We start from the raw sequence: 23,583 nt of genomic DNA, 5'->3' as shown, positions 1-23,583 counted from the left end.
ACAGTTTTATTTTGATTTCATAAGAATGGAGAAAAAAGCATGGATATGGAAAAAGTTGCTCAAGGTTTTGAGTGGATTGTTGCGAATATCAATACTCTTTCTGAAAAATTGGATACAGATTTTTATGATGCTTTTGTAGAGCAGAATGGACAATTTTTGGATGAAAAAAATCAAAAAGCACCTACCGAAGAACTGACAGAGTTGTCAGTAAACAATCAAAAGCTTCGTCAGCTGCAGTTAAACAAACAAGAGTGGCAAAAACTTTTTCAATTTGTATTATTAAAGGGATCTCAAGTGGCTCCGTTGCAAGCCAATCATGCGATGACGCCGGATGCGATAGGGTTGATTTTTAACTTCATCATTGAGCATCTCAATAAAAATTCAGAACTACGGCTTATAGAGTTTGGTTCTGGAACAGGGAATTTGGCACAAACTTTGCTGGTCAATTTACAAAAAAAAGTAGAATATGTTGGCTTTGAAGTCGATGATTTGCTACTTGATTTGTCAGCTTCTATGGCTGAGGTCATGGAAAGCTCTGCTGAATACATGCAGATCGATGCAGTGCAAAAACGTTTGATGGAACCAGCTGACGTGGTGGTCAGTGACTTACCGATCGGATTTTACCCTGACGACAGTGTAGCGAAAAATTTTGAGGTGGCAAGTCCTCAAGGCCATACTTTTGCGCACCATTTGCTCATTGAGCAATCCTTCAACTACCTTAAAGAAGGGGCGTTTGCTATTTTTCTAGCGCCGGAAGATTTGCTGACAAGCGCCCAAGGACCACTTTTGAAAAATTGGATTAGTCAGCATGGGAGTATTATGGCGGTTATCACCTTACCCAGCTCTCTGTTCAATGCCGATGCTAAGGCGATTTATGTACTAAAAAAAGGTCCTGCAGCCCATGCCACTTTTGCTCATCCCCTTTCATCTTTGACCGATCGCGAAAGTCTAGCAGCCTTTATGGAAGAATTTACAAAAAATGTGAAATTGTAAGGGGTGGTTCATGGTTGAGGAAAATGAGCAGGCAGAATCTTATGGAAAGCTTTTTCGAGAACTTCGAGAGCAGAAGCATATTTCATTGTGGCAAGCAGCTTTTGGGATTCTTTCAAAGTCGCAGCTGTCAAGATTTGAGTTAGGCGAAAATGATATTTCACTAAGCAAGTTTTTACTTTTACTAGAAAATATTAATTTTTCCATGGCAGAATTTCTAGAAATCAGCGATCAACATGAGAATAATAAAAATACAAGGAGTTTTGAAGAAGCTGGTTTACTAGAACAAAATGGCAAAATTTCTGAGCTTTTAGAACTTTGCAAAAAGGAAAGTTTGGCTTATCAGCGATCAGAAAAATTCGAGCATCATCTCAACAGCATTGCACTAAAAGCTGTTCTCTGTAATTATGGAAAATACAAAAGGCTGTCGCAGTACGAATTAGAAAATTTGATTGAGTATTTCGTTGACCTGACCACTTGGTCACGCTATGACTTGTATGTATTTTTGTTTACACTGCAACATTTACCCTATGATATGGTTAAGGAGTTGACCAAAGACCTGCTGAGTCAAAAAAAATTTTATGAGAAAATTCCTGAAAATCAAAACTTGATTCTGATGACCTTACGAAATTTGTCAGTCGTCATGGTCGAGCATAACGAAATTCCTCAAGCACAAGCTATTTTGGAAAAATTTCGAGAGGTTGGGAAAACTCATTGGAGCATCAATGTTGGAATAGCTTACGAACTTATCCGTGCCAATCTTTATGAAACCCACCGGGATTTTCAAAAAAGTAGTGAAATTTTAGAAGATGTGGTCTTTGTTTTTGAACGATTTGGAAACTCAGCAACAGCAAAAATCTATTGTGAAGAAATCAAAAAACTTAGAAAAAAGCAAGGAAATCGTCCCTAATAGGGGACGGTTTTCTTTTTGTATTTTCAAACGTATTATAATTTTTCTATTGGAGGAAATAATATGCAACTTATTAGACAAAATAGAAGTTTCCGAGCCTTATTTGTGAGTAGCTTATTTACCATGCTGGGTACAAGCTTGCTTAACATCGTATTTTTAATTTACGCATCAAGTTTTGATCAGTCAACCTTCTATGTTTCTTTAGCTGAATTTTTCATTTTGGCTCCCGTTTTTCTGGCGATTTATACGGGATTTTTGGCAGATAAAACAGTCAAAAAAGCTTCAAAAATGATTGCTAGTTCTTGGGTGCAAGCCCTACTTTACTTCTCGATAGCCTTGTTATTTTTGAGTGGGAAAAATCTTGGCCTTTTCTTAGCTATTGGGGGTGCGAAGTCTTTATGCGATTTTATTTCAGGTTATAAAAATGGTTTACGAGCTCCAATTTTGCAAAGAAATGTAAAAAATGATGAAATTAGTTCAGCGTTTGGACAACTGCAAGGGCTAGGTTCGCTGGCTGAACTGGTCGGACAACCGCTCGGAGTGATGATTTTGACAATGACTAATCAATCCTTCTATCTGGTCGGCTGTGTCAATGGTTTGCTTTTTATTTTGTCGGGAGCTGTGCTTTATTTCAATCGTCAGCATTTAACGGGAGAGGTGGGGAAAATAAATAAAAAAAGTCACTTGAATTTACGAAAAACTTTTGCTCAGATTCGGTTGGTTTTCACGGTAGAGAGTAAGAATAGCAATTTTGTTTTGATTTTACTGTCTGTCATTTTACTCAATTTCCTCTTTGCAGGTATAGGACCACTGACAGATTTGTCATTAATTTCGGGGCAAAAATTTGGAATGTCTTACTCTGTTGCCGTGCTGATTTTCAATCTAAGTTTATCAGCAGGAATGCTTTTAGGATCGCTATGGATGAAAGATTTTCTGAAAAAGTTAACTTTACAGAAACTCTTTGTTCTTATATTTGCACTGATTGCCCTGTTCGCTGTGACTTTGAGTAATCTAGCCGGGCTAGCGCTATTTCTAATTTTCGTATTGGCTTATACGGTAGCCAAAGCCAGTCCGAAGGTCAATAGTTTAATCATGGAAAACATTTCCAGTCAAGATTTGGGCAAAATTTCTGGAGGGATAACAACGCTTTTTACATTCTCCATTCCTTTTGGAGGAGCATTCTTTATATTTTTAGCCAATCTTATCGGAGTCAGATTAACTTTGGATTTGATTGCGTTGCTTGGATTATGTTTTTTTATACGAGGAATTTTAGCACGAAAAACTTAAAGTAGTGGTAGCGTTCTCAAAAAGTGTTTTTCTTCATCCTGAAAGCTCACAAGGAAATAGGATTTGTGTTATAATTTAATCGTATTTTAAATTCAAGGAAGGTTTATTAAACATGAGTAAAACATTAGCGGTTAACGCTGGGTCATCATCTATGAAGTGGCAAATGTACGAGATGCCTGAAGAAAAAGTGCTAGCAAAAGGATTGATTGAACGGATTGGCTTAAAAGATTCTATCATCACAGTCAAGTTTGGCGATCAAAAAGAGGAACGGGTTTTTGATATTCCTGATCATACGGAAGCGGTGCACGTCTTGCTTGATGATTTGAAACGGTTGAGCATTGTAGAAGAATTTACTGAAATCACAGGTGTTGGTCACCGTGTGGTTGCAGGGGGTGAACTTTTTAAAAAATCTACAGTAGTTACACCTGAAGTTCTCCAACAAGTTAAAGATTTGTCAGCGCTAGCCCCATTGCACAATCCAGCTAATGCTGCGGGTATTGAAGCTTTCTTAAACCTTTTACCTGATGCTACATCAGTTGTCGTCTTTGACACCGCCTTCCATACGACGATGCCTGAAAAAGCTTTCCGCTATCCTTTACCTAAAAAGTATTACACTGAACATGCAGTTCGTAAGTATGGGGCTCATGGAACATCCCACGAATACGTAGCACATGAAGCAGCAAAATTACTTGGCAAACCGATTGAAGAAACAAAAATTATCACGGCACACATCGGTAATGGTGCTTCTATCACAGCGATTAACGGTGGAAAATCAGTAGATACTTCTATGGGATTTACACCACTTGCAGGAGTTATGATGGGGACACGTACCGGAGAGATGGATCCGTCAGTTTTTCCTTACCTCATTGAAAATGATTCTGAGTTAAAAAATGCTCAAGATGTCGTAGACATGATGAATAAAAAATCAGGCCTCTTTGGTGTATCTGGTATTTCTTCAGATATGCGTGATATTATTGGAGCCAAGGATGAAAATCCGGATGCACAACTGGCGTTCGAGATGTATGTAGATAGAATTCAAAAATACATTGGACAATATCTGGCTGTATTAAATGGTGCAGACGCCTTGGTGTTCACAGCAGGAATTGGGGAAAACTCTGTACCAGTACGGGCAGCGATTCTAGAAGGTTTGACTTGGTTCGGTATTGAAGTTGCCCCTGACAAGAACGATTGGGGAGCTGTGGGTGAAATTTCAAAAGCCAGTTCGCGTGTTAAAATTTATGTTATTCCTACCGATGAAGAATTAGTTATTGCTCGAGATGTAGAAAGCTTAAAAACTAAATAAATCATTAAGTTTCTAAGATTTGGCTGAGGCCAAGTCTTTTTTTCATGAAAAAATGAAAAGAATTATGATATACTAAGAGAGAAAATAAAACGCATACATTTTGTGATTTTACTTTTTATAACCCAACTTTCACGTTTGTGAGGTGGGACTATTGAAACAGAGTAACGAGGCTAACTGATCTAGTCTGCGTAGATATATAAATTTCTACAATGAAAAGAGAAGAAAAGCTCACTTTCTTAAAAGGAGATATCAACTATGGAAAAAACACTCGCAGTTAACGCTGGTTCATCGTCATTAAAATGGCAACTTTATGAAATGCCTGAAGAAGTTGTTATTGCTAAAGGAATTTTTGAGCGGATTGGTTTGCCTGGTTCCGTCTCTACTACAAAGTTCAATGATGAAGCGCATGTAAGAAAACAAGAAATTGTTGATCATCGACAAGCGGTATTGTTGTTAATGGACGAGTTGATCCACTTTAAATTGATTCGTGAATTTCGGGAAATTACAGGGATTGGTCATCGGGTAGTAGCTGGGGGAGAATTTTTTAAAGGATCAACTATCATCACAGCTGAAGTACTAGAGGAAATTAAGGCGCTATCTACACTTGCCCCTCTTCATAACCCGGCGAATGTCTTAGGAATTGAAGCTTTTCAGCGTTTGCTGCCTGAGGCTTTAGCTGTGGCCGTCTTTGATACAGCATTTCATGCTACTTTACCAGAAAAAGCTTACCGTTATCCGATTCCGACAAAATATTACACAGATTATGCCATCCGTAAATATGGTGCTCATGGGACTTCTCACATGTATGTTGCGCAAGAAGCTGCTAAAGTCCTTGGCCGTCCTCTTGAGGAGCTCAAACTTATTACGGCTCATATCGGTAATGGAGTGTCAATCACAGCAAATCATAAGGGACAGTCAGTGGATACCTCGATGGGTTTTACACCGCTTGCAGGTGTAATGATGGGGACGCGAGCTGGTGAGATGGATGCTTCTATCATTCCTTATATGTTAGAGAGTGATCCTAGTCTAAGAAGTGCTCAAGAGGTTATTGATATTCTCAACAAGGAATCGGGAGTTTTAGGAGTTTCAGAACTTTCAAGTGATATGCGTGATCTCTCAGAAGCAGTGGCAAAGGGAGATAAAAAAGCAATATTGGCTTATGAAATGTATGTAGATCGCTTGAAAAAATATATCGCGCAGTATTTTGGAGTTCTCAATGGAGCGGATGCGCTCGTCTTCACAGCAGGTGTTGGTGAGAACGATACGGATGTCCGAAAGGATATTGTCGAGGGCTTGTCTTGGTTTGGGATGGAAATTGATGCGTCAAAAAATATTAGAGGGGCATTTGGGGAAATTTCAACGCCTTCATCTAAGGTGAAAGTGCTAGTTGTTCCTACCAATGAAGAATTAGTGATTGCGCGTGATGTAGAAGCAGCCAAAGCCTAAAAAATATCACTGACCGCTTTGTCAGTAACTTTGAAAGTCTATCAACACAGTGAAGTGTTGATGGCTTTTTATTTTTTAATCTCAAGGGATTGTTTTATGAAAAAGAAAGCGCTATACTAAAGGAAGTGAAAAGAAAGAAGGCGAGGAGATGGGAAAAATTCCAAAAGTCACAAAAGCTGAAATGCTACCAGGTGTTCGTTTACGCTTAGAATTTGAAAATGGTCAGATACGCTACTATCCAGTTCGTGAACAAATTCAGTTGTTGATGAAGCCGGCTGATGTAACTCATCTCAAGGAAACATATGGCGCTAATCTGTTTCTAGGAGGCATGATGACTTGGATGGGTAATGAGATTACTATTGAACCCAATGGGGATGTATTGTTAAATAAAGCGTTAATTCCCGCTGAACTTCTCTGGAAAAATAGCACCAGACATCTTAATGGTTTCCGTGCAGGTGAAAAAGAGGAACTTGAAGCCCTTCCACATCCGTATTGGCAAGGTGTAAAAAGTGTAAGCTTAATTCTTTGGATTATTGGGCTTTTCCTTGTGGTTGTTTTACTTGTAGAACTTGCAGTCTCTTTAGGTTTCCTCAAGGTATAAATCTTTTTAGAAAGGCTTGTTAATCAGCCTTTTTTTTAAAGGGCTTTTGTGGTAAAATAGAAGAAATATAATAGAATAGGTGCAATATGGCTGAGATTAAATACAAACGTGTACTGTTGAAACTTTCTGGAGAAGCACTTTCTGGAAAGAAAGGTTTTGGTTTTGACCCTGAGACAGCAAAAGCTGTCGCTGAAGAACTCAAAGAAGTTCATGATTTGGGCGCAGAACTTGCGATTGTTTGCGGTGGAGGAAATGTTTGGCGTGGAATTACTGGTGAGAAAGCCGGTATGGAACGCGCTCAAGCTGATTATATGGGAATGCTCGCAACAATTCAAAATGGTTTGTTTATCCAAAGTGCTCTAGAAAATCTCGGAGTCGACACGCGTGTGATGACAGCAATTGAAATGAAAGCTGTTGCTGAACCTTATATTCGTCGTCGTGCAGAACGTCACTTGGAAAAAGGCCGTGTTGTCATTTTTGCAGGTGGTACAGGATCTCCTTATTTTTCAACAGATACTACCTCTGCTCTACGTGCAGCTGAAATCAATGCTGACGTTATCTTAATGGCTAAAAATGGTGTGGATGGGGTCTATAATGCTGACCCTAAACTCGTTGAAGATGCCATCAAATTTGAACATTTGACTCATATGGAAGTGATTACCAAAGGCTTACAAGTTATGGATAGCACAGCTTCTACAATGTCTATGGATAATCATATTCCACTTGTAGTCTTCAATATGAATGAACCTGGAAATATTACTCGTGTTGTTCGTGGCGAAGAAATCGGGACAACCGTTCAGTAAAAGGTATGGCAACAGTCTTTCCGCTCTTTGAGCAGCTCTGGGACTTTTTTATTAAACAGCTTCGCTCAGTTTTATTTGGCGCACTGATTTTATTGGGACTTGCTGTTTCAAAATATCTTGCTCTTCCTGGACTAGAGCGTTATGATTGGCTCTTAATTTATGTTATTCTGATTCAGGTTTTTTTACTTCTTACAAAATTTGAAGCAGCTTTTGATTTGATTGCAATACTTATCTTTCATATTATGGGGATGATTCTTGAGATTTATAAAGTAAGATTTGGATCATGGTCTTATCCTGAGCCTGGTCTCTTCAAATTCTTTGGAGTCCCCTTGTATTCGGCATTTATGTATTCCGCAATTGGCTCTTATGTAGTGCGTATCATCAAAGAGATGGAAATCGAAGTCAAACAGTGGCCCAAATGGTATTATCTTCTTGGTTTATGCGGGCTAATTTATCTCAATTTCTTTACAGATACGCATGGTTTGGATTACCGTAATCTGCTTTATGTGCTGATTCTTGTTTTATTTTGGAGAACGAGGTTTACCTTTAAAGTAAAAAAACAGCGCTATGAGTGGTTGGCAGTTCTTGGTTTTTTCTTAATTGGACTGTTTATCTATTTTGCGGAGAATATTGGTTCCTTCTTCAATGCGTGGCGCTACAGTTACCAACTGACTGCTTGGCGCCTTGTTGACTTGGGGAAGATTTCTTCTTGGACACTTTTGATTATTATCACTATTGTAATTGTTGTTGAACTGCAGCGAATTGCTAATTTACCGATTTTTGCTAAAAAAATAACTATAAAAAATATTATTAAGGATTAAAAAAATGAATGAAATTGTTACAACGGCACAAGACCGCATGAAAAACTCACTCTCAAGTTTGCAACGTGACTTGGGGCATATTCGGGCAGGACGCGCTAATGCGAGCCTTCTTGACCGTATTCAAGTGGTTTACTATGGCGCACCCACACCACTTAACCAATTGGCTTCAATCACAATTCCCGAAGCGCGTGTATTGATGGTTACTCCTTTTGATAAATCAATCTTGAAAGATATTGAAAAAGCTTTGTATGAGTCTGATCTTGGCATTACACCCGCTAATGATGGCTCTGTCATCCGTTTGGTTATTCCTATGTTGACAGAAGAACGTCGTAAAGAATTGGTAAAAGATATGGGTAAAATCATTGAATCTGCCAAAATCGCTATCCGTAACATTCGACGTGATGCAATGGATGCTGCAAAAAAAGCGCAAAAAGCCAACGAAATCACAGAAGATGATTTGAAAGATCTTGAAAAAGAAATTCAAAAAGCGACTGATGAAGCTGTCAAAGAGGCTGATAAGCTTGCTGCGACAAAAGAAAAAGAATTGTTGGATATCTAATTCTATTTTTTCTCATAGGTCAAACAATTTGAAAAAGCATTGACGGCTCCATTGAGCCGTTTTTACATCAAAAAGCTATCGGATGGAAAAAATTTACAAGACTGAATCAAGCTGACAGAGCAAACAGCCTAGCTCAAAGCTGTAATTCATTTTTCAGGCAATGTTAAATAAACAGAGGCAAAACGTCTCTCAATTACAATTAATAAAGAGGAACAAATGAGTATTATTGGACAAACAATCTCCGCGATAATCGTGGAAGAAAGTGAACGTTTCTATTTTCTCCAAAAAGGAGAAGATTTATTACGTTTAGATAAAACAGAAGGTGAACATACAGTTGGCGATGTGGTGACTGGTTTTGTTTATGTGGATAAAGATGACCATCGTCGTTTGACGACTTTGGAACAAAAAGCAACAAATGAGCATTATGGCTGGGGAACGGTAACAGCTGTTCGTAAGGACCTTGGTGCCTTTGTCGACACAGGTTTACCAGGAAAAGATGTGGTCGTCTCTCTTGATGATTTGCCACTTGAAAAAGACCAATGGCCAAAAGTTGGAGACCAACTTTATGTGAAATTAATTGTTGACAGAAAAGAGCGGATTTGGGGTCATTTAGCTTGGCATGAAGATTTCTGGGAACTTGCTGGACCTGCTTATGACAACATGCAAAACCAAGATTTACGAGCAATTGTTTATCGAAATAAAGAATCAGGAACATTTGTTTATTTGCCTGATAACAATATGTTAGGCTTTATCCATCCGAATGAACGCTTTTCAGTTCCACGTGTGGGTCAAGAACTTCAAGTTCGTGTGATTGGTTTTAGAAAAGAAGATCGTAGTCTGAATCTGTCAGCAAAACCACGTGCTTACGAAATGCTTGATGCTGACAGCCAAATGATTTTAGCTTATCTTCAATCAATGGGTGGCAAAATGGCATTTAATGACAAATCAAATCCCGATGAAATCAAGGCGACTTTTGGTATCTCAAAAGGACAATTCAAAAAAGCGCTTGGTGGTTTGATGAAAGCTAAAAAAATCAAACAAAGTCCAGAGGGAACGGAACTAATTGAAGAATCTTGAGAAGGATAAGAAAAATAAAAAGCGACATTTAAAGATTAAAAGGAGTTTAAGAATCTCCTTTTTTTTGACCTGTGCTATAATATTTCACAAGACAATTAAGTAAAGGAGAAATAATGGCAACAGAAAGAGCAATATTTGCAGGTGGGTGTTTTTGGTGTATGGTGCAACCTTTTGAAGAACGAGAAGGGATTTTATCTGTGATAAGTGGCTACACAGGTGGAAATGTTGAAAATCCAACTTATGAACAAGTAAAAAAACACTTGACTGGTCATACAGAAGCAGTAGAAATTATTTTTGATAATAGTAAAATTACCTATCAAAGTCTTGTTGAACTTTATTGGACACTCACGGACCCAACAGATGCTTTTGGTCAATTTGAAGACCGTGGAGATAACTATCGTCCAGTCATTTTTGTTGAAAACGAAGAACAAGAAAAAATTGCCAAAGAAAGCAAAGCGCAATTGCAAGCCAGCGGAAATTTTGATTCACCTATTGTGACAACGATTGAACCTGTTCAAAAATTTTGGCCGGCGGAAGACTACCATCAAGGCTTTTACAAAAAAAATCCAGAAGATTATGCCCAATCAAGTAAAATTCGTCATGATTTTTTGGAGGAACATTGGAAGACAAAAGCTTCTGCTACTAAATAAAGACTAGAAAGAGAAAATGACTTTTTATAATTATCTGATGCGCCATCGTGCGCCTGTAGAGAAAGATGATGCGACGCGGCTTGCTAATCTTGTCTTTCAAGACTCCTTATTTCCTAAGCAATCAAAAGATTTTAATGAAATTTCTACCTATTTGGAAACTCAGGCCCCTTTTTATTTTAACCTCAGCCTATTTGATGACATTTGGCAAGCTTATCTTGAAGCTTGAGACAAAAGAAGGTTTACTGACCAGTCTGTCAGTAAACTTTTTTATTTGTAAGTCAAATAAATCTTGACAAATTCGCTAAAAAACAGTAGAATGGATGGGTATGTTTTTAACATATAGGCGTGGAAGCTGAAAAATTCAGCATCATACCACATCACGAAAACAAAATATAAGGAGAATTTATCGTGGCTAAACAAGTAGAAAAACTCGTTAAATTACAAATCCCTGCCGGTAAAGCAACACCAGCTCCACCAGTTGGTCCAGCTTTGGGTCAAGCAGGTGTTAACATCATGGGATTCACAAAAGAATTCAACGCTCGTACAGCTGACCAAGCTGGTATGATCATCCCAGTTGTTATCTCAGTTTATGAAGACAAATCATTTACATTCATTACAAAAACTCCTCCAGCAGCAGTTCTTTTGAAAAAAGCAGCAGGTGTTCAAAAAGGTTCAGGTGAACCTAACAAGAACAAAGTTGCTTCAGTTACAAAAGCACAAGTTAAGGAAATCGCAGAACTTAAAATGCCTGACCTTAACGCTTCATCAGTTGAGACAGCAATGTCAATGATCGAAGGTACTGCAAAATCTATGGGATTCACTGTTACTGACTAAAAATTTGTCCGAACTGCTTCGTTAGCCCAACCCTCACGTACCTAAGTACGTGAGGAACCCGCTACTTCGCATTTCAAACAAATTTTCAAGATTTCCAAAAAGGAAGTTCAGAAAAAGTCACACATGCAATCCACGTTCGTGGAAGGCTCGAAACTTACTTTCTAATGTTGAGGTAGGTTTTAGCAACCGATATTACCACAAGGAGAATAGAAAAAATGGCTAAAAAAAGTAAAGCATTGCGCGCAGCAATCGAAAAAATCGATGCTACTAAAGCTTATTCAGTTGAAGAAGCAGTAGCTCTTGCAAAAGAAACTTCATTTGCAAAATTTGATGCAACTGTAGAAGTTGCTTACAACCTTAACATCGACGTTAAAAAATCTGACCAACAAATCCGTGGCGCTATGGTATTGCCAAACGGAACTGGTAAAACTGCTCGCGTTTTGGTTTTCGCTAAAGGTGCGAAAGCTGAAGAAGCAACAGCAGCTGGTGCAGACTTCGTTGGTGCTGAAGAACTCGTAACAAAAATCAACGGTGGTTGGTTGGACTTCGACGTTGTTATTGCAACTCCTGATATGATGGCAGTTGTTGGACGTCTTGGACGTGTCCTTGGACCACGTAACTTGATGCCAAACCCTAAAACTGGTACAGTTACTATGGATGTAACTAAAGCAGTTGAAGAATCAAAAGCTGGTAAAGTTAACTACCGTGCTGATAAAGCTGGTAACGTTCATGTTCCAATCGGTAAAGTATCATTCGATACAGAAAAATTGGTTGAAAACTTTAAAGCTTTGAACGCTGTTATTGCAGCTGCTAAACCTGCAGCTTCTAAAGGAACTTACATCGCAAACCTTTCTGTTACAACAACAATGGGTCCTGGTGTGAAAGTTGATTCAGCTTCATTCTAATAGAAAAATAAGACGTAGCTTATATTGAGCTACGTTTTTAATATCATTTAAACCTTCTCCTTAGTATTTTCTGTGGGGGAGGTTTTTTTATTTATATTACGATTCGAAACTTTTGTATATCTTTAGAAAAGAGAGGTTTTTTATAGTAATATAGAAGTAACAAGAGATTGTTTCACGTAAACTATTCATTGCAAGAGCTCATAATTTTCTAATAAGGGGTAAGTATTCTTAGGAAAGGAGACTAGCAGATGAGTCCAAGGAAAAACAATCGGAACGTGTTATTTTATCACTCTATTCATGAGAAAAAAGCGACTCATTTTAGAGCGTGGAAAAAAGGTAAAACGTGGCTCTATCTGGGCATGACGCTTAGTCTTCTTGTAGCTGGTTTAAATCCCATCGCTCTACCTTTTATCGGAACTGTTGGGCTAATCAAAGCGATAGCGGCCACATCGCCAATACAGGGCGGCCAAAGTCTACACCCTGCAACCTATGATACTTATGATACGGGTAATCATTCTTATAATATGAGTGATTTTCAAAATGGAGCTAACTATACGTTGGGTGGGACTGCGAGATACACGACCACTTCTGGTGGGAGCACCACTTCATCAACTCCGACAGGATATCTTGATATGACCACGACGACCAGTCAAGTGGGTTGGGCGAGTTTTAATGGTTCACTTGATATGACAAAGCCGCTGGCTCTAACGGTTCAGCTGAATTATTCAACAGGCTACACCAATGCAGGGGATGCTTTGGGACTTATTTTGACCCCTGCCACCCCTGCCACCATGTCCTCCAATATGCCTACGGCAACAGGAGGTTATTTGGGCATCCAAGGCTTGGCTAATACTTACTTCTTAGGGCGGGACCTTTATTCTAATCTGAGTGATGGAAACAGCCAACAAGATGGGCAGACGGCGAACGGTTGGGTATCTGGGTCGGGCTCTGTTATGGCAATACGGCGGACTGACTCTTATGGGAAACTAGAACAAGCTCAATACCCACTCGTTGGAACAAACAGCAGTCATAGTCCATATTATGATGCAAATGGACAAGCTTATAATTTAGCAATTGAGAGTGCTTCGTCTTTTAGTGAAGCCACCACAGTCCTGTGGACGCCTGATGGTACAAATACAGCCGCCGCTGGCTACCAATCTGGCACACTCCAGCTCAGTATTACACTAGCTTCGGGGACGACTCAATATCTCTCCGTTGCTGCGCAACTGCCTGACTCAGCGACATTAGGCTTTGTTGGAGCTACAGGGGGTTATGGCTCGAATCTTTCCGTGAATGTTTCTAGCGCCACTGCGTCAGTTACCCCGCAACGTGGGACAGAAGATGTAACTGTTAATTATATTAACAGCTATACTGGCAAAGCAATTAGCTCAAACGGCTGGAAGCCGTCAACCATTTTGGCAAATGTGGGTGATACAGTCACGATAACAGCACCTGGTGGGTCGGCAAGTAGCACCCCAGGTGTGAAGGGAACTTATACCTATGTGGCACCTCTACCGACAGGATACCAATACACAAATGTCAATGGAACAGCGACAGGAGCGTCGCTAGCGATTACCAATACTTCGGTCAATACTTTTAATATCAATTATGCACCTTACGTCAATAATACGGCCACTTTTAATTTCACAGGAAGTTCATCAACAGTTTCAGCGCAAACTTACAGCTCTGTCATTACTGATGATGCCATGCCCAGTACATTGTCAGCTGATTTGACAGCGAAAGTCCCTGCAGGTTACTATATTTCGGCTATTCAATCTACTAATACGGATTATAATGGAGCAGCTGACCCTGCAATCACTGGTGGTGACACAGCAACGACCATCGCTAATTTTCTAGCGGCTCATCCAAATGAATATAATTTATTGGAAACCAGTGCTAATGCGGTTTATAGTGGAGCTTACACTTACCAAGTGACCTTAACTCCACTGACGCAAACGGCCACTTTCACTTACGCTTGGGCCAGCAATACTCCTGGTACCACTGGCAATGCAGGGAGCTTGATTCCTTTTGGCAATCCAGCAACAACCAGCTTGCCCGCAAACACGACAGCGACTGGTGGTACAGACACACCTATTGCCAACCCCGGTCCGAATTTACCTACTTGGAGCGATCCAGCATCTGCTAGTGCTCATCCTTTCACCTCGGCAGTACTAGGCTCCTCAATTGGTTGGCAGATGAGCAATCCAGTTACTGGAGCACCACTGGCGAGCTATTCAGGTAGTCCTTATGAAGTCGCAACGAGCGCCATCAATCAAGCTGGTGTGACGACGACAGCACTCAAAACTACTAGTGGTTCTGGTCAAAGCTTTGATAGCAGTGGCAACTCGTCCAATGTGACAATGCCAGGCAGTCCGCTCGATTATTATCTGTCAAACAGCACGACGAATACTTACCACGTCGGTGGCAATAGCTTTACGACAGTGCTTATCCCTAACAACACGAGTGTCATTTGGACAACGGTAGCAGTGGATAGCAGTGGTCAACCGCTGACAGACGATCCTAACTTTGGCGAAGCAGGTAATCCAACCCGGGGCTATTTTGCTAACCAAGGGAGTGCTGCGTCAGGCCTTTTGGCAGGAAGTCCGCTCACTGATCAAACAGCAGCACAGCTTGGCGAGCTGCAGGCAACGCCGGCTGATTTGACAAACGTAAATGGCTCAGGGAAAACTTATTATCTGACGGGCGGTTATAGTTATACTGATGACACGGTCAGCACCCAAACCACTGATAAAGGCTATAATACGTTGACACATTACGCCTCCTGGTCTGATTTGCTGGCAGCACATCCTAATGTGACAAGCTCTGATCCTGTCATTGCTATGGAAGTTGCACTTGACCAAACGCAGCTGACAAGTAAAGCAGAAGATGAGATTACAGTTGGAACAACTTACAATCCGATCAGTGATTTGACCGCAGGGCTTGATCGTGACGGAACCAATGCAGACAATGCTTTTTCAACGGTTAACGGACCTGTCCAAATCACAATTACTGATAGCTCAGGAAATGTTATTGATGCAGCAAATGTTAGCAGTAAAACAGGCACTTACACCGTGACCTACACCGCCCTCAATGGCGCAGGCTATACCGCGTATCAAAACTGGCTGCTGACCCATGCTGACGGCTCCGTCAGTGATTATCTCGCGACATTGTCAGCTGACGAAAATGCTGACCAAACGGTCAGTAGCACCACGCTTCTTACGGTAACTGATGATACAGCCCTGAGCAGTAACAGCCAGCACACAATTTCTAAAATCCTCGACTATCAGCCAGAAAGCGATCTGATTAGTGCCTTTGATGCTGACGGACAAGATAATGACAGCAATAAAAATACTGTCAATGGAAATGTCGTTCTCGTCAGCATTACGGACAAAAATAACCAGACGGTCTGGCAAGGCTTATCTACGGATACCATACCAGCGAATACCCTGAGCGCAGGGACTTACACCGAACATTACACTGCGCTCACTGGTACGGGACAACTCGCTTATCAAAATTGGCTGACGACCCATGCTGACAGCTCCGTCAGTGAATATTTAACGACGCTGACGAGTGACGAGCGCGCTGCAAATACTGTCAGTACCATCACCCAGCTTGAGGTCATATATTTTGAGCTACCACATGCAGGGGGCATTGGTTTGATTACGCTTTTAGCGCTTGCCACGCTCAGTGGCTTCTTGTCACTTTCAGGTCTGGCATGGCGAAGCAGAAAGGAGGATCAGTGATTTTCATAACTTCTTTTGATTCGATAGCGTTACCAGCAATACTTACAGGAAAGGTAGGCGAACAGAAATGACCTTAAAACGACTCCATAAAAAGTTCAATATCGCAAGTATTTTATTAATCTCTGCCACAACCTTTACAGGCTTTAGCGCACCGTTGGTCTTGGCGGATATTACGGGCACAGGAACAGGCTCTATCGTCATTGATGCCCAACAAGCAGCGCCCAGTAAAGATACTTCTGGCAATGTGACCAATTATCCAGGGACGACCAATGATGCTTCGGACCAAGCGAGCTTAGATACATCAGGTGTAGCAGGTGATGGGACGGGCAATACCAATGTTGGTGGTGCAGCCACCCCTGATGCTGTCGGTGGTGTCTATGGGATGGTGAATGTCTCCTTCCATGTCCAATCCATCGTTGCAGCTGATGGGAAAACGCCAGGGGATATGTCAGCGACTGACAGCTCGACTTACCAAACTGGACCCAATGGTGACACGACGATAACTACTGACAGTACAGGCATTGCTACCGCAACGAGTCTCCCTGATGGCTATTATCTGATCCACGAAACAACACTTGTTGGCGGGATTACGCCGATTGCGGATTTCATCGTCCAAGTCGTCAATGGCAATACGACCAAAGTTTATCCTAAACTTAGCTTGACCACGGCAAATAATAATACAGGAACGGAGGTTAATCACGACACTAATCCCATTGATGGCTCTGCTATTCCTGTAAAAAATGGCGCTACAAATGCCGATTGGTCGCCCAATAATGAAACGACAACAGATGCCGAAGGAAAGCAAGTAGACATGATTTTAACCCCAACCTTTGACGCTTCGATGATGACTACCGAAGCCATTGCCAATGGTGCAGCAAATTCAACTGCCAAATACATCATCACAGAAAATATCGACAAAGGTGTCACTGTAAGCAGCAGTGGAATCACGATTGATGGCTTGACGTCAGGGACAGACTACACGACTACAGTGACAGGAGGTTCTGGCTCGCCATCAGTTGTGACGATTACACTAACTCCTGCAGGGATTGCTAAGGCGGTAGCATTGACAACAGATGGCGATGCTACAGCGGCAAATACCCAACTGAAAGTGACCGTCCCAACTACCGTTGACTCGGATTTTGTCGGAACGGTCAACTCCACCTATACCACAACGGTGACCAATGCCTATGGGACAACTCTAGATAACACTGACACGTCAACGACTAAAGAAACAATCAACGTCGCTGGTGGACAATTAACCAAAGAAGATGCTTCGACAAAAACACCACTTGCAGGAGCAGAATTTACAATTGTTGCTGCAGCTAGTGCTGCTGATGCAGTCGCCGTAGTAGGAGGTGATACGACCAAAGGCACTATTGTCGATAGCACAGCCAATCACACTACAACTAGTACAGGGATGACGACCTTTGAAGGCTTGAGTTTACCTGTTGGTACCACAGGAGACGGCACAGCAACCACAGACGGAGTGACTTACTGGGCGGTTGAAACCAAGGCACCCACAGGATATCAGCTACCAAGTGGTAGCGCATCAGCCACTCAGTTGACGGTCTCAACAGGTAGCTCTCCTTTGTCAAACGTCACAATTGACAATAATCGGACACTAGATTTACCCTTCACTGGTGGGCAAGGAATTTTGGGAATTCTTGTACTATCAGGCATGATCGGAACAACAGCGTTCTTGATTCGTCGTCACCAAACGACCGATGAAGAAGCCAGCTACTAGGGCTTCATTTTGAGAGGATTATTATGAAATTTATTCAACACAAGGCCTCTCAAAAACAGCAGAGGCCAAAGAAAAAACGCCGTCTGATCCTGCGCAATGCTCTAAGTATTCTGCTAGCAATTATTGCTCTAGGGTTGCTTTTTTATCCAATCGTGGTAAATTTCATGGTGGCTCAGCAAAATCTTACAACCATTCAAAACTATCGCGCACAAGTCAGTAAAATTCCCGCCCAAAAAGAGCATGAACTCTTGGCCAGTGCAAGATTATACAACGAATACATCTATGCTGTTAGTCAAGGTGTCGCCTTCAAGAAGGCTCTCCCTGATTATAACAAGCAGCTATCCCTCGATGAGAGTGGGATGATGGGTTATATCGCGATTCCACAAATCAATGTTCGGAATGTTCCTATCTATCACGGCGATTCTGAAAAGATTCTTTTTGCAGGTGTCGGTCACATCCCACAAACCAGCCTCCCCATCGGTGGGATAAACACGCACGCCGTCCTACCAGCCCACTCTGGTCGGATAAATAATACCCTCTTTACAGAACTCGATAAACTTAAACTTGGTGATGTTTTCTATTTGAGTGTTCTCGATTTAGACTTAAAATACAAGATTGATAATATCAAAGTAGTGGATCCCAAAGATATTTCGTCGCTCAACGTGATCAAAGGTAAAGATCTGGTGACGCTTGTCACTTGCTATCCGACAGGGATAAATAATAAGCGCCTCTTGGTCACAGGGGAGCGTGTTCCCTATAACCAAAAGCTACCTAGTGAAGCAATCAACAGAAACTCATTTGGCTATAATTTCTGGGTCATGCTAGCATCTGGAGTATTAGCGCTGTTAGGGTTGGTCATTCTCCTCTATTGGCTTTTAGCCAACCAACGCCCCCTTTACCAAGTTAGTTTGGAAAAATTAGAAAAACCAACACTAGCCCATGACAGCTTGAGAGGAGATTTTGGAGCGGGTTTCTACTTGGTCACAAGCAAATCAGTCGCTATTGCACAAGCAGAAAAAATATACCCTGATCAGCCCCTTTACCTGAACGTTTATCGTTTGAGAAAACATAAAGAGCTGTCACGTTGGATTTTTAAAAATAAAAGTGAAAACTGGAAAAAATATCTGTCAAAAGTAAAAAATTCAAATTTCGTGGATAAAGAGCATGAGTTGATTATTGGTCCGCACCCAACCGCAAGAAAAACGCAACAATATTGTCTAAAATCCACAAAAGCTCTTGCTCACCTCCGTTATCTCAAGAGCATTCCCCTCAGAAAAGGAAAGGAGCAATCATGATGCACAAAATGAAATATAGCTGGATGATTTTACTCCTTTTTCTGGGAAATATTGTGTTTACAAAAAATAGTTTAGCTGAAGAGGTCCATACCCAGCAGCTAGTCATCGTCAAATATGGATTGACTGCTGGTGCAACGAGCTTTATCCCCTCACAAACAACTGATGATGGGCAGAAAATTAATAATCTTCCAATTGATAATCTAGGCAATCAATTGTCGCCGATGGCTGGAATTCATTATATTGTACAGCGGTTTGTCCCAACAGGAGCAGCTCGTGATGTAGCGACGGAAAATCCCAAGCCTTCGACTTATCGTTTAGTTGGAAGCCCACAAGAATTAGTCACTAATAAAAACGGTATGGCGACCACGATGTTACCGGACGGTGACTACTTGATTAGTGAGCAGCCAAATCCGATGCTCAAGCTTTCACAAGCTTCACCTCCCGTTGTGGTGAGGTTGCCCTTACCTGACACCACAGGTATAGAAACTAAAGATACTGTTTATCTGTATCCCAAATCGAGCGTAGATCCAGCAGAATTTATAACATCACTAACAAAACAAAAAGGGTCTAGGAAACTTAAAGACACACAAATACAACAAACCAATATTTTTGAAAAATACCTCCCTAAAACGGGTGTTAAAATTTCAATTTTGATGGGATTACTAGGATTTTCTCTCTTACTTGGTGACATTATTCTGATGAAAAAAAGGAGGTAAACCCTCTTTTTTTGTACAGTATTGAGTAATTAAGAGAAACATGTTAAAATAATGTTATGTTATTATTTCTATGGGGTTTTACAACAATTATATTTGGGATTGCGTACCTTTTTCAGCTTTTAGGGTTAACCTTAATCGGACTTGAAATGGTAACGATTTTAATCTTGTTTATCAGTTTTTGGGAAAGTAGAAAAGGAAGATATCGTCGTATTATTGGGATGAATCTTATTTTGATTATTTTTATTGCTGTTTTATCCATCTCACAGCATACATTCACTTATATCCAACATCATGATATCGAAAAACTGTTAGTTATCATTGTTGGCTTCATTTTAGCGCAACTTTTAGGCATTTTTTGGGGAAGACAATTTTATAAACAACAAAATAAAACAAAATAAAAACAGGTTGAATCATTCAACCTGTTTTGTTATTTCATCAATTAAGCTATTGATTTTTTCAATCCGAGGAGCAATAGAGATTTCAAATTCATTAACTTTTGTTTGCAGTGCTTTGCCAACTTGCTCTGCCTTGAGGGTTTCTTCTTGAACACGTGCTAAGTTGACTTTCATGGTTTTGAAATCATCTGAGAGTTCACCCATCATTGTTTTTAAATCCTTAAAAAGTTCAAACATTGCTTTCTCCTTTAATCTTTGTTGATTTGAGCCGCAATTTCAGCTAAGTCATAGTCGTGTGGAGTGAATTTACCAATAAAGCCATCGTTATCATCATAGCGGGGAATCAAATGCACATGCGTATGAAAAATTGTTTGACCAGCAATCTCCTCATTATTTTGCAAGATATTTATCCCTTTGGCTTGGAGTTTATGGACAAGTTTGTTGGCAATCAGAGGAACTTTACTGAATAATAGTGCAGCATCTTCGGGGCGCATTGCGAGGATATTGCGTGCGTGCTGCTTAGGAACGAGAAGGGTATGTCCTTTAGTTGTCTGAGTGAGATCAAGAAAAGCTACAACATCATCATCTTCATAGATTTTTGTGCTGGGGATATCTCCAGCGATGATTTTGCAAAAAATACAATCTTCCATTTTATATTAGCCTCCAAACTGTTTAGCTTTTCTACCTATTGAGCGATGAATACCCTAAAAATTGAGCAGAATTGCTAAGGAAAATGTTATAATATACTTAGATTATACCAAATTTAAGTAGAATTGGAGTACATAACGTGGTACTAAAAATAACAAACTTAACGGGTGGCTATCTCGGGCATCCTGTTTTAAAAAATCTTAATTTTGAAATCAAAGATGGCGAACTTGTGGGGCTAATTGGTCTCAATGGTGCTGGGAAATCGACAACAATTCAAGAAGTGATTGGGCTTTTGACTCCTTACTCAGGACAGATTGAGCTCGATGGTTTAACTTTGCAGCAAGATTTAGAGGGCTATCGAAAAAAGATAGGTTTTATTCCAGAGACTCCAAGTCTTTATGAAGAATTAACGCTTCGTGAACATATTGAAGTTACGGCAATGGCTTATGGAATTCCTTTGGAACTAGCTCTAAAGCGTGCGGAAAAATTACTAAAAACTTTCCGATTAAGTGATAAATTGGACTGGTTCCCTGTCAATTTCTCAAAAGGGATGAAGCAAAAAGTCATGATTATTTGTGCTTTCTTGACGGAACCCTCTTTATATATTGTAGATGAGCCCTTTATGGGATTAGATCCACTAGCGATTCAAGATTTGATTGATTTGATGTTGGAAATGAAACAAACAGGTAGCTCGATTCTTATGAGTACTCATATCTTATCAACAGCAGAAAAATTCTGTGATAAATTTGTTGTCCTCCATGAAGGTCAAGTTGTTGCTACAGGAACAGTAGAAGAACTTCGTCAACAATTTGGTCAGCCAGAAGCAAGCTTGGATGAAATCTATCTTTCTTTGACGAAGGGAAATTTCCCCAGCGACCCGCTGAAGAAGGGGGAAGAAGTTACTCATGACTGAAATTTTTGCGAAACGTCGAAAAGACTGGTACAAGCAAAATTTAAAATATCTTCGCTATGTTTTTAATGATCATTTTGTTCTATTCTTAATGATTTTGCTAGGTGCCTTGGTCGTTCAGTATGTGACTTTTCTTCAAACACACCAAGCACATCTTTTAGAGAAGATAATTCTTGTTGTGCTAGTCACAGTACTTAGTCAGCTTGTGGGACGCATCGCTACATTTGTGGAAGCAGCTGATAAGGTGTTTCTCCTTCCACAAGAACTCGCACTAAAGCGTTATCTCTTGCAATGTCTAGTACGTTCATTGATACTACCAGCGGTCTTATCTCTACTTTTGATACTCATTGTTGCACCTTTGTTGAACTTTAACGTAGTTATATTTATTATCTGGTTCATTCTTTTAGTGGCACTAAAAGGAGCGTGGTTTTACTCTCAAATCTGGCGTTGGCAACAGACAGGTATCCTGAATTGGACAGCGATGATTGAGTCAGAAGAAACACGTAAAACTGCTACTTTGCGTCTCTTTGCTTTATTTACGAATGTCAAAGGTCTAAAATCACATAGTCACCGTAGGAAATATCTAGATTTTCTTTTACCAGATACCAGAAGGACTTATGATTATCTGTTTATGCGGAGTTTCTTGCGCAGTGGAGATTTCTTAGGTTTAACCTTGCGACTTTTAGTTTTATCAATTCTGTCCATGATTTTTATCAGCAATGGGATTGTAGCGCTTATTATTGTCTTGGTCTTTAATTACCTCTTAATTTTTCAGCTCCTCTCATTGCGTACGACATTTGATTATCAACTTTTGACACGAATTTATCCCGTGAAAAAAACGGCGAAAACTGCAGGTTTGCGTGTTGTTCTTTTTCGAGTGATGCTCGTAACTACCCTTATCGAATTGATAATGAGCCTAATCTTTATACGTCCAATTGTTTTGGCGGTGGTCATTGTTCTGTTTAACTTCATACTTACTAAGTTTTATGTTAGAGTTAGATTGAAAAAATAAAAATAAAAAAGCTTCTACTTTATGAAGCTTTTTTTTATTTTAGTCAATGATTTTTGTACCATGAACAAACGAGGTTTGGCAAGCTTGCGCTAAACTTTCATAGTTTGCTGATGTCACACCTCCGCCAATCAAAATTGTAATCCGACCATTGGCATAGGTAACTAAATCTTTAATTTTTTCTGTGTTGAGTGGTTGATTAAGTGGGCCACCATGCATCAAAATTTTATCCACACCGAATTCAATTAGTTGGTCAATGGCTTCTTTTTGATTCTTAATCTCATCGAAGGCCATATGGAAAGTTACAGGGAGGCCTTGTGCGGCTACCATCACAGTTTCTAGGGCATCAGTATCTAATTCATTTTCCTCGGTCAACGCACCAAAGACAATGTTTTGGGCGCCAGCTTCAATGGCTTTGAGTGTATCTGTTTCAATGATTTTAAGTTCATAGGAGTTATAAACAAAATCTCCTGCGCGAGGACGAATCATCACTGCAAGGGTTGTTTTGCTTTCAGCAACGAGTTCGGCTGCTTGTTGAATAACTCCGTAAGATGGTGTAGTTCCTCCCGCCGCAAGGTTATCACACAGCTCAATACGCTCTACGCCTTCTCGGATAGCATGAGGCACTTTCGTAAAATTTTCAACACAAAGTTCTCGAATAATCATAGTTTTTCCTTTCAAAAGTTCTCTAACAATTATAAACGATATTATCAGGACTTGCAATGTTATAAGGGAAGGTTAAAATAAAAAAAGCTCGAATTGGCTGGAGTCGAGCAGGGTGTAAAATAGCTTTGCGGTTATTAATCAATAAAATTTGTTAGTATTTAGCCGTAATTATTATAGCATGCCGAGCAAGTTTTATGATGTAACAAATGTGGCTATCAAAAATGATCAGAAAAGGCAGTTTAATCAACTGAAAGTTGCTTTTAAGAGAAGT

The 23,583-nt window shown here is 40.2% G+C and carries 24 protein-coding genes; 21 read left to right on the top strand and 3 right to left on the bottom strand.

Annotated elements, in window-relative coordinates:
* Positions 1–39: 39 nt before the first annotated feature.
* The 19 genes from JKP71_RS07170 (at position 40) to JKP71_RS07080 (ending at position 20,082) form a co-directional block, all read left to right on the top strand.
* Positions 40–993 carry a class I SAM-dependent methyltransferase gene (locus tag JKP71_RS07170; protein WP_075525924.1) on the top strand — a complete coding sequence of 318 codons (954 nt, stop codon included), beginning with the start codon at positions 40–42 and terminating at the stop codon, positions 991–993.
* A gap of 10 nt (positions 994–1,003) precedes the next feature.
* Entirely contained in the window at positions 1,004–1,900 is an 897-nt protein-coding gene (locus tag JKP71_RS07165; protein ID WP_200407538.1) for an Rgg/GadR/MutR family transcriptional regulator, read from the top strand.
* A 63-nt stretch (positions 1,901–1,963) separates the two neighbouring features.
* The gene (locus JKP71_RS07160; protein WP_200407537.1) at positions 1,964–3,187 is read left to right on the top strand and encodes an MFS transporter; all 1,224 of its coding nucleotides are present in this window, start codon (positions 1,964–1,966) and stop codon (positions 3,185–3,187) included.
* A 112-nt stretch (positions 3,188–3,299) separates the two neighbouring features.
* Positions 3,300–4,490, top strand: a complete 1,191-nt coding sequence (locus JKP71_RS07155; protein WP_200407536.1) for an acetate kinase — start codon at positions 3,300–3,302, stop codon at positions 4,488–4,490.
* Between the two features lie 255 nt (positions 4,491–4,745).
* On the top strand, positions 4,746–5,936 hold the full coding sequence (locus JKP71_RS07150; RefSeq protein ID WP_075525920.1) for an acetate kinase: 1,191 nt from the start codon (positions 4,746–4,748) through the stop codon (positions 5,934–5,936).
* A gap of 148 nt (positions 5,937–6,084) precedes the next feature.
* Positions 6,085–6,537 (top strand): hypothetical protein, encoded by a 453-nt coding sequence (locus JKP71_RS07145; RefSeq protein WP_200407535.1) that lies wholly within the window; start codon positions 6,085–6,087, stop codon positions 6,535–6,537.
* An 86-nt stretch (positions 6,538–6,623) separates the two neighbouring features.
* The gene (gene pyrH / locus JKP71_RS07140; protein WP_075525918.1) at positions 6,624–7,340 is read left to right on the top strand and encodes a UMP kinase; all 717 of its coding nucleotides are present in this window, start codon (positions 6,624–6,626) and stop codon (positions 7,338–7,340) included.
* 5 nt (positions 7,341–7,345) lie between these two features.
* Positions 7,346–8,161: a DUF817 family protein gene (locus tag JKP71_RS07135; RefSeq protein WP_200407534.1), complete on the top strand. Its 816-nt coding sequence runs from the start codon at positions 7,346–7,348 to the stop codon at positions 8,159–8,161.
* A 4-nt stretch (positions 8,162–8,165) separates the two neighbouring features.
* Positions 8,166–8,720, top strand: a complete 555-nt coding sequence (gene frr, locus JKP71_RS07130; RefSeq protein ID WP_075525916.1) for a ribosome recycling factor — start codon at positions 8,166–8,168, stop codon at positions 8,718–8,720.
* Between the two features lie 216 nt (positions 8,721–8,936).
* Complete coding sequence (locus tag JKP71_RS07125; protein ID WP_200407533.1) at positions 8,937–9,797, top strand: CvfB family protein; 861 nt, start codon at positions 8,937–8,939, stop codon at positions 9,795–9,797.
* A 113-nt stretch (positions 9,798–9,910) separates the two neighbouring features.
* Positions 9,911–10,447 carry a peptide-methionine (S)-S-oxide reductase MsrA gene (gene msrA / locus JKP71_RS07120; RefSeq protein WP_200407532.1) on the top strand — a complete coding sequence of 179 codons (537 nt, stop codon included), beginning with the start codon at positions 9,911–9,913 and terminating at the stop codon, positions 10,445–10,447.
* A gap of 16 nt (positions 10,448–10,463) precedes the next feature.
* A complete protein-coding gene (locus JKP71_RS07115) occupies positions 10,464–10,673 on the top strand; it encodes a YozE family protein (protein WP_075525913.1) in 210 nt (69 codons plus the stop codon).
* Between the two features lie 182 nt (positions 10,674–10,855).
* Entirely contained in the window at positions 10,856–11,281 is a 426-nt protein-coding gene (gene rplK, locus JKP71_RS07110) for a 50S ribosomal protein L11 (RefSeq protein ID WP_075525912.1), read from the top strand.
* A 215-nt stretch (positions 11,282–11,496) separates the two neighbouring features.
* The gene (rplA, locus tag JKP71_RS07105) at positions 11,497–12,186 is read left to right on the top strand and encodes a 50S ribosomal protein L1 (RefSeq protein ID WP_075525911.1); all 690 of its coding nucleotides are present in this window, start codon (positions 11,497–11,499) and stop codon (positions 12,184–12,186) included.
* Between the two features lie 248 nt (positions 12,187–12,434).
* Positions 12,435–15,929: a lectin-like domain-containing protein gene (locus tag JKP71_RS07100; protein WP_200407531.1), complete on the top strand. Its 3,495-nt coding sequence runs from the start codon at positions 12,435–12,437 to the stop codon at positions 15,927–15,929.
* A gap of 67 nt (positions 15,930–15,996) precedes the next feature.
* Positions 15,997–17,673, top strand: coding sequence for a SpaH/EbpB family LPXTG-anchored major pilin (locus tag JKP71_RS07095; protein ID WP_200407530.1), 1,677 nt, complete (start codon positions 15,997–15,999; stop codon positions 17,671–17,673).
* A gap of 23 nt (positions 17,674–17,696) precedes the next feature.
* Positions 17,697–18,968, top strand: a complete 1,272-nt coding sequence (locus tag JKP71_RS07090; RefSeq protein WP_200407529.1) for a class C sortase — start codon at positions 17,697–17,699, stop codon at positions 18,966–18,968.
* Positions 18,965–19,684 carry a pilin N-terminal domain-containing protein gene (locus JKP71_RS07085; protein ID WP_200407528.1) on the top strand — a complete coding sequence of 240 codons (720 nt, stop codon included), beginning with the start codon at positions 18,965–18,967 and terminating at the stop codon, positions 19,682–19,684. Before JKP71_RS07090 ends, JKP71_RS07085 begins: the two co-directional genes overlap by 4 nt.
* Before the next feature lie 56 nt (positions 19,685–19,740).
* Complete coding sequence (locus JKP71_RS07080; protein WP_075525907.1) at positions 19,741–20,082, top strand: hypothetical protein; 342 nt, start codon at positions 19,741–19,743, stop codon at positions 20,080–20,082.
* A 12-nt stretch (positions 20,083–20,094) separates the two neighbouring features.
* Here JKP71_RS07080 and JKP71_RS07075 read toward each other — a convergent pair whose 3' ends face one another.
* Together JKP71_RS07075 and JKP71_RS07070 are read right to left on the bottom strand one after the other, a co-directional pair.
* A complete protein-coding gene (locus JKP71_RS07075) occupies positions 20,095–20,316 on the bottom strand; it encodes a hypothetical protein (protein ID WP_075525906.1) in 222 nt (73 codons plus the stop codon).
* An 11-nt stretch (positions 20,317–20,327) separates the two neighbouring features.
* The gene (locus tag JKP71_RS07070; protein WP_075525905.1) at positions 20,328–20,729 is read right to left on the bottom strand and encodes an HIT family protein; all 402 of its coding nucleotides are present in this window, start codon (positions 20,727–20,729) and stop codon (positions 20,328–20,330) included.
* A 137-nt stretch (positions 20,730–20,866) separates the two neighbouring features.
* Here JKP71_RS07070 and JKP71_RS07065 point away from each other — a divergent pair, with 137 nt between their 5' ends.
* Both JKP71_RS07065 and JKP71_RS07060 read left to right on the top strand, forming a co-directional pair.
* Entirely contained in the window at positions 20,867–21,640 is a 774-nt protein-coding gene (locus JKP71_RS07065) for an ABC transporter ATP-binding protein (protein ID WP_200407527.1), read from the top strand.
* On the top strand, positions 21,633–22,649 hold the full coding sequence (locus JKP71_RS07060) for an ABC transporter permease (protein WP_200407526.1): 1,017 nt from the start codon (positions 21,633–21,635) through the stop codon (positions 22,647–22,649). The genes JKP71_RS07065 and JKP71_RS07060 overlap by 8 nt, the downstream gene beginning before the upstream one ends.
* 39 nt (positions 22,650–22,688) lie before the next feature.
* Here the strand turns inward: JKP71_RS07060 and JKP71_RS07055 are convergent, their stop codons facing one another.
* On the bottom strand, positions 22,689–23,312 hold the full coding sequence (locus JKP71_RS07055; protein WP_200407525.1) for a copper homeostasis protein CutC: 624 nt from the start codon (positions 23,310–23,312) through the stop codon (positions 22,689–22,691).
* Positions 23,313–23,583 lie beyond the last annotated feature (271 nt).

Source organism: Lactococcus taiwanensis (assembly GCF_014905395.1).
GTDB classification, from domain to species: domain Bacteria; phylum Bacillota; class Bacilli; order Lactobacillales; family Streptococcaceae; genus Lactococcus; species Lactococcus taiwanensis.
Note: the sequence above shows the minus strand (reverse complement) of the source record. Positions and strands in the feature narration are given on the sequence as shown.

What these genes read in the sequence shown, in the direction of transcription:
- frr (WP_075525916.1), top strand. Translation starts at nt 8,166, where the DNA reads ATGAATGAAATTGTTACAACGGCACAAGACCGCATGAAAAACTCACTC.
- JKP71_RS07080 (WP_075525907.1), top strand. Translation starts at nt 19,741, where the DNA reads ATGTTATTATTTCTATGGGGTTTTACAACAATTATATTTGGGATTGCG.
- JKP71_RS07155 (WP_200407536.1), top strand. Translation starts at nt 3,300, where the DNA reads ATGAGTAAAACATTAGCGGTTAACGCTGGGTCATCATCTATGAAGTGG.
- JKP71_RS07095 (WP_200407530.1), top strand. Translation starts at nt 15,997, where the DNA reads ATGACCTTAAAACGACTCCATAAAAAGTTCAATATCGCAAGTATTTTA.
- JKP71_RS07070 (WP_075525905.1), bottom strand. Translation starts at nt 20,729, where the DNA reads ATGGAAGATTGTATTTTTTGCAAAATCATCGCTGGAGATATCCCCAGC.
- JKP71_RS07165 (WP_200407538.1), top strand. Translation starts at nt 1,004, where the DNA reads ATGGTTGAGGAAAATGAGCAGGCAGAATCTTATGGAAAGCTTTTTCGA.
- JKP71_RS07090 (WP_200407529.1), top strand. Translation starts at nt 17,697, where the DNA reads ATGAAATTTATTCAACACAAGGCCTCTCAAAAACAGCAGAGGCCAAAG.
- JKP71_RS07060 (WP_200407526.1), top strand. Translation starts at nt 21,633, where the DNA reads ATGACTGAAATTTTTGCGAAACGTCGAAAAGACTGGTACAAGCAAAAT.
- rplA (WP_075525911.1), top strand. Translation starts at nt 11,497, where the DNA reads ATGGCTAAAAAAAGTAAAGCATTGCGCGCAGCAATCGAAAAAATCGAT.
- JKP71_RS07135 (WP_200407534.1), top strand. Translation starts at nt 7,346, where the DNA reads ATGGCAACAGTCTTTCCGCTCTTTGAGCAGCTCTGGGACTTTTTTATT.
- JKP71_RS07170 (WP_075525924.1), top strand. Translation starts at nt 40, where the DNA reads ATGGATATGGAAAAAGTTGCTCAAGGTTTTGAGTGGATTGTTGCGAAT.
- msrA (WP_200407532.1), top strand. Translation starts at nt 9,911, where the DNA reads ATGGCAACAGAAAGAGCAATATTTGCAGGTGGGTGTTTTTGGTGTATG.
- JKP71_RS07115 (WP_075525913.1), top strand. Translation starts at nt 10,464, where the DNA reads ATGACTTTTTATAATTATCTGATGCGCCATCGTGCGCCTGTAGAGAAA.
- pyrH (WP_075525918.1), top strand. Translation starts at nt 6,624, where the DNA reads ATGGCTGAGATTAAATACAAACGTGTACTGTTGAAACTTTCTGGAGAA.
- JKP71_RS07145 (WP_200407535.1), top strand. Translation starts at nt 6,085, where the DNA reads ATGGGAAAAATTCCAAAAGTCACAAAAGCTGAAATGCTACCAGGTGTT.
- JKP71_RS07075 (WP_075525906.1), bottom strand. Translation starts at nt 20,316, where the DNA reads ATGTTTGAACTTTTTAAGGATTTAAAAACAATGATGGGTGAACTCTCA.
- JKP71_RS07100 (WP_200407531.1), top strand. Translation starts at nt 12,435, where the DNA reads ATGAGTCCAAGGAAAAACAATCGGAACGTGTTATTTTATCACTCTATT.
- JKP71_RS07055 (WP_200407525.1), bottom strand. Translation starts at nt 23,312, where the DNA reads ATGATTATTCGAGAACTTTGTGTTGAAAATTTTACGAAAGTGCCTCAT.
- JKP71_RS07085 (WP_200407528.1), top strand. Translation starts at nt 18,965, where the DNA reads ATGATGCACAAAATGAAATATAGCTGGATGATTTTACTCCTTTTTCTG.
- JKP71_RS07160 (WP_200407537.1), top strand. Translation starts at nt 1,964, where the DNA reads ATGCAACTTATTAGACAAAATAGAAGTTTCCGAGCCTTATTTGTGAGT.
- JKP71_RS07150 (WP_075525920.1), top strand. Translation starts at nt 4,746, where the DNA reads ATGGAAAAAACACTCGCAGTTAACGCTGGTTCATCGTCATTAAAATGG.
- JKP71_RS07125 (WP_200407533.1), top strand. Translation starts at nt 8,937, where the DNA reads ATGAGTATTATTGGACAAACAATCTCCGCGATAATCGTGGAAGAAAGT.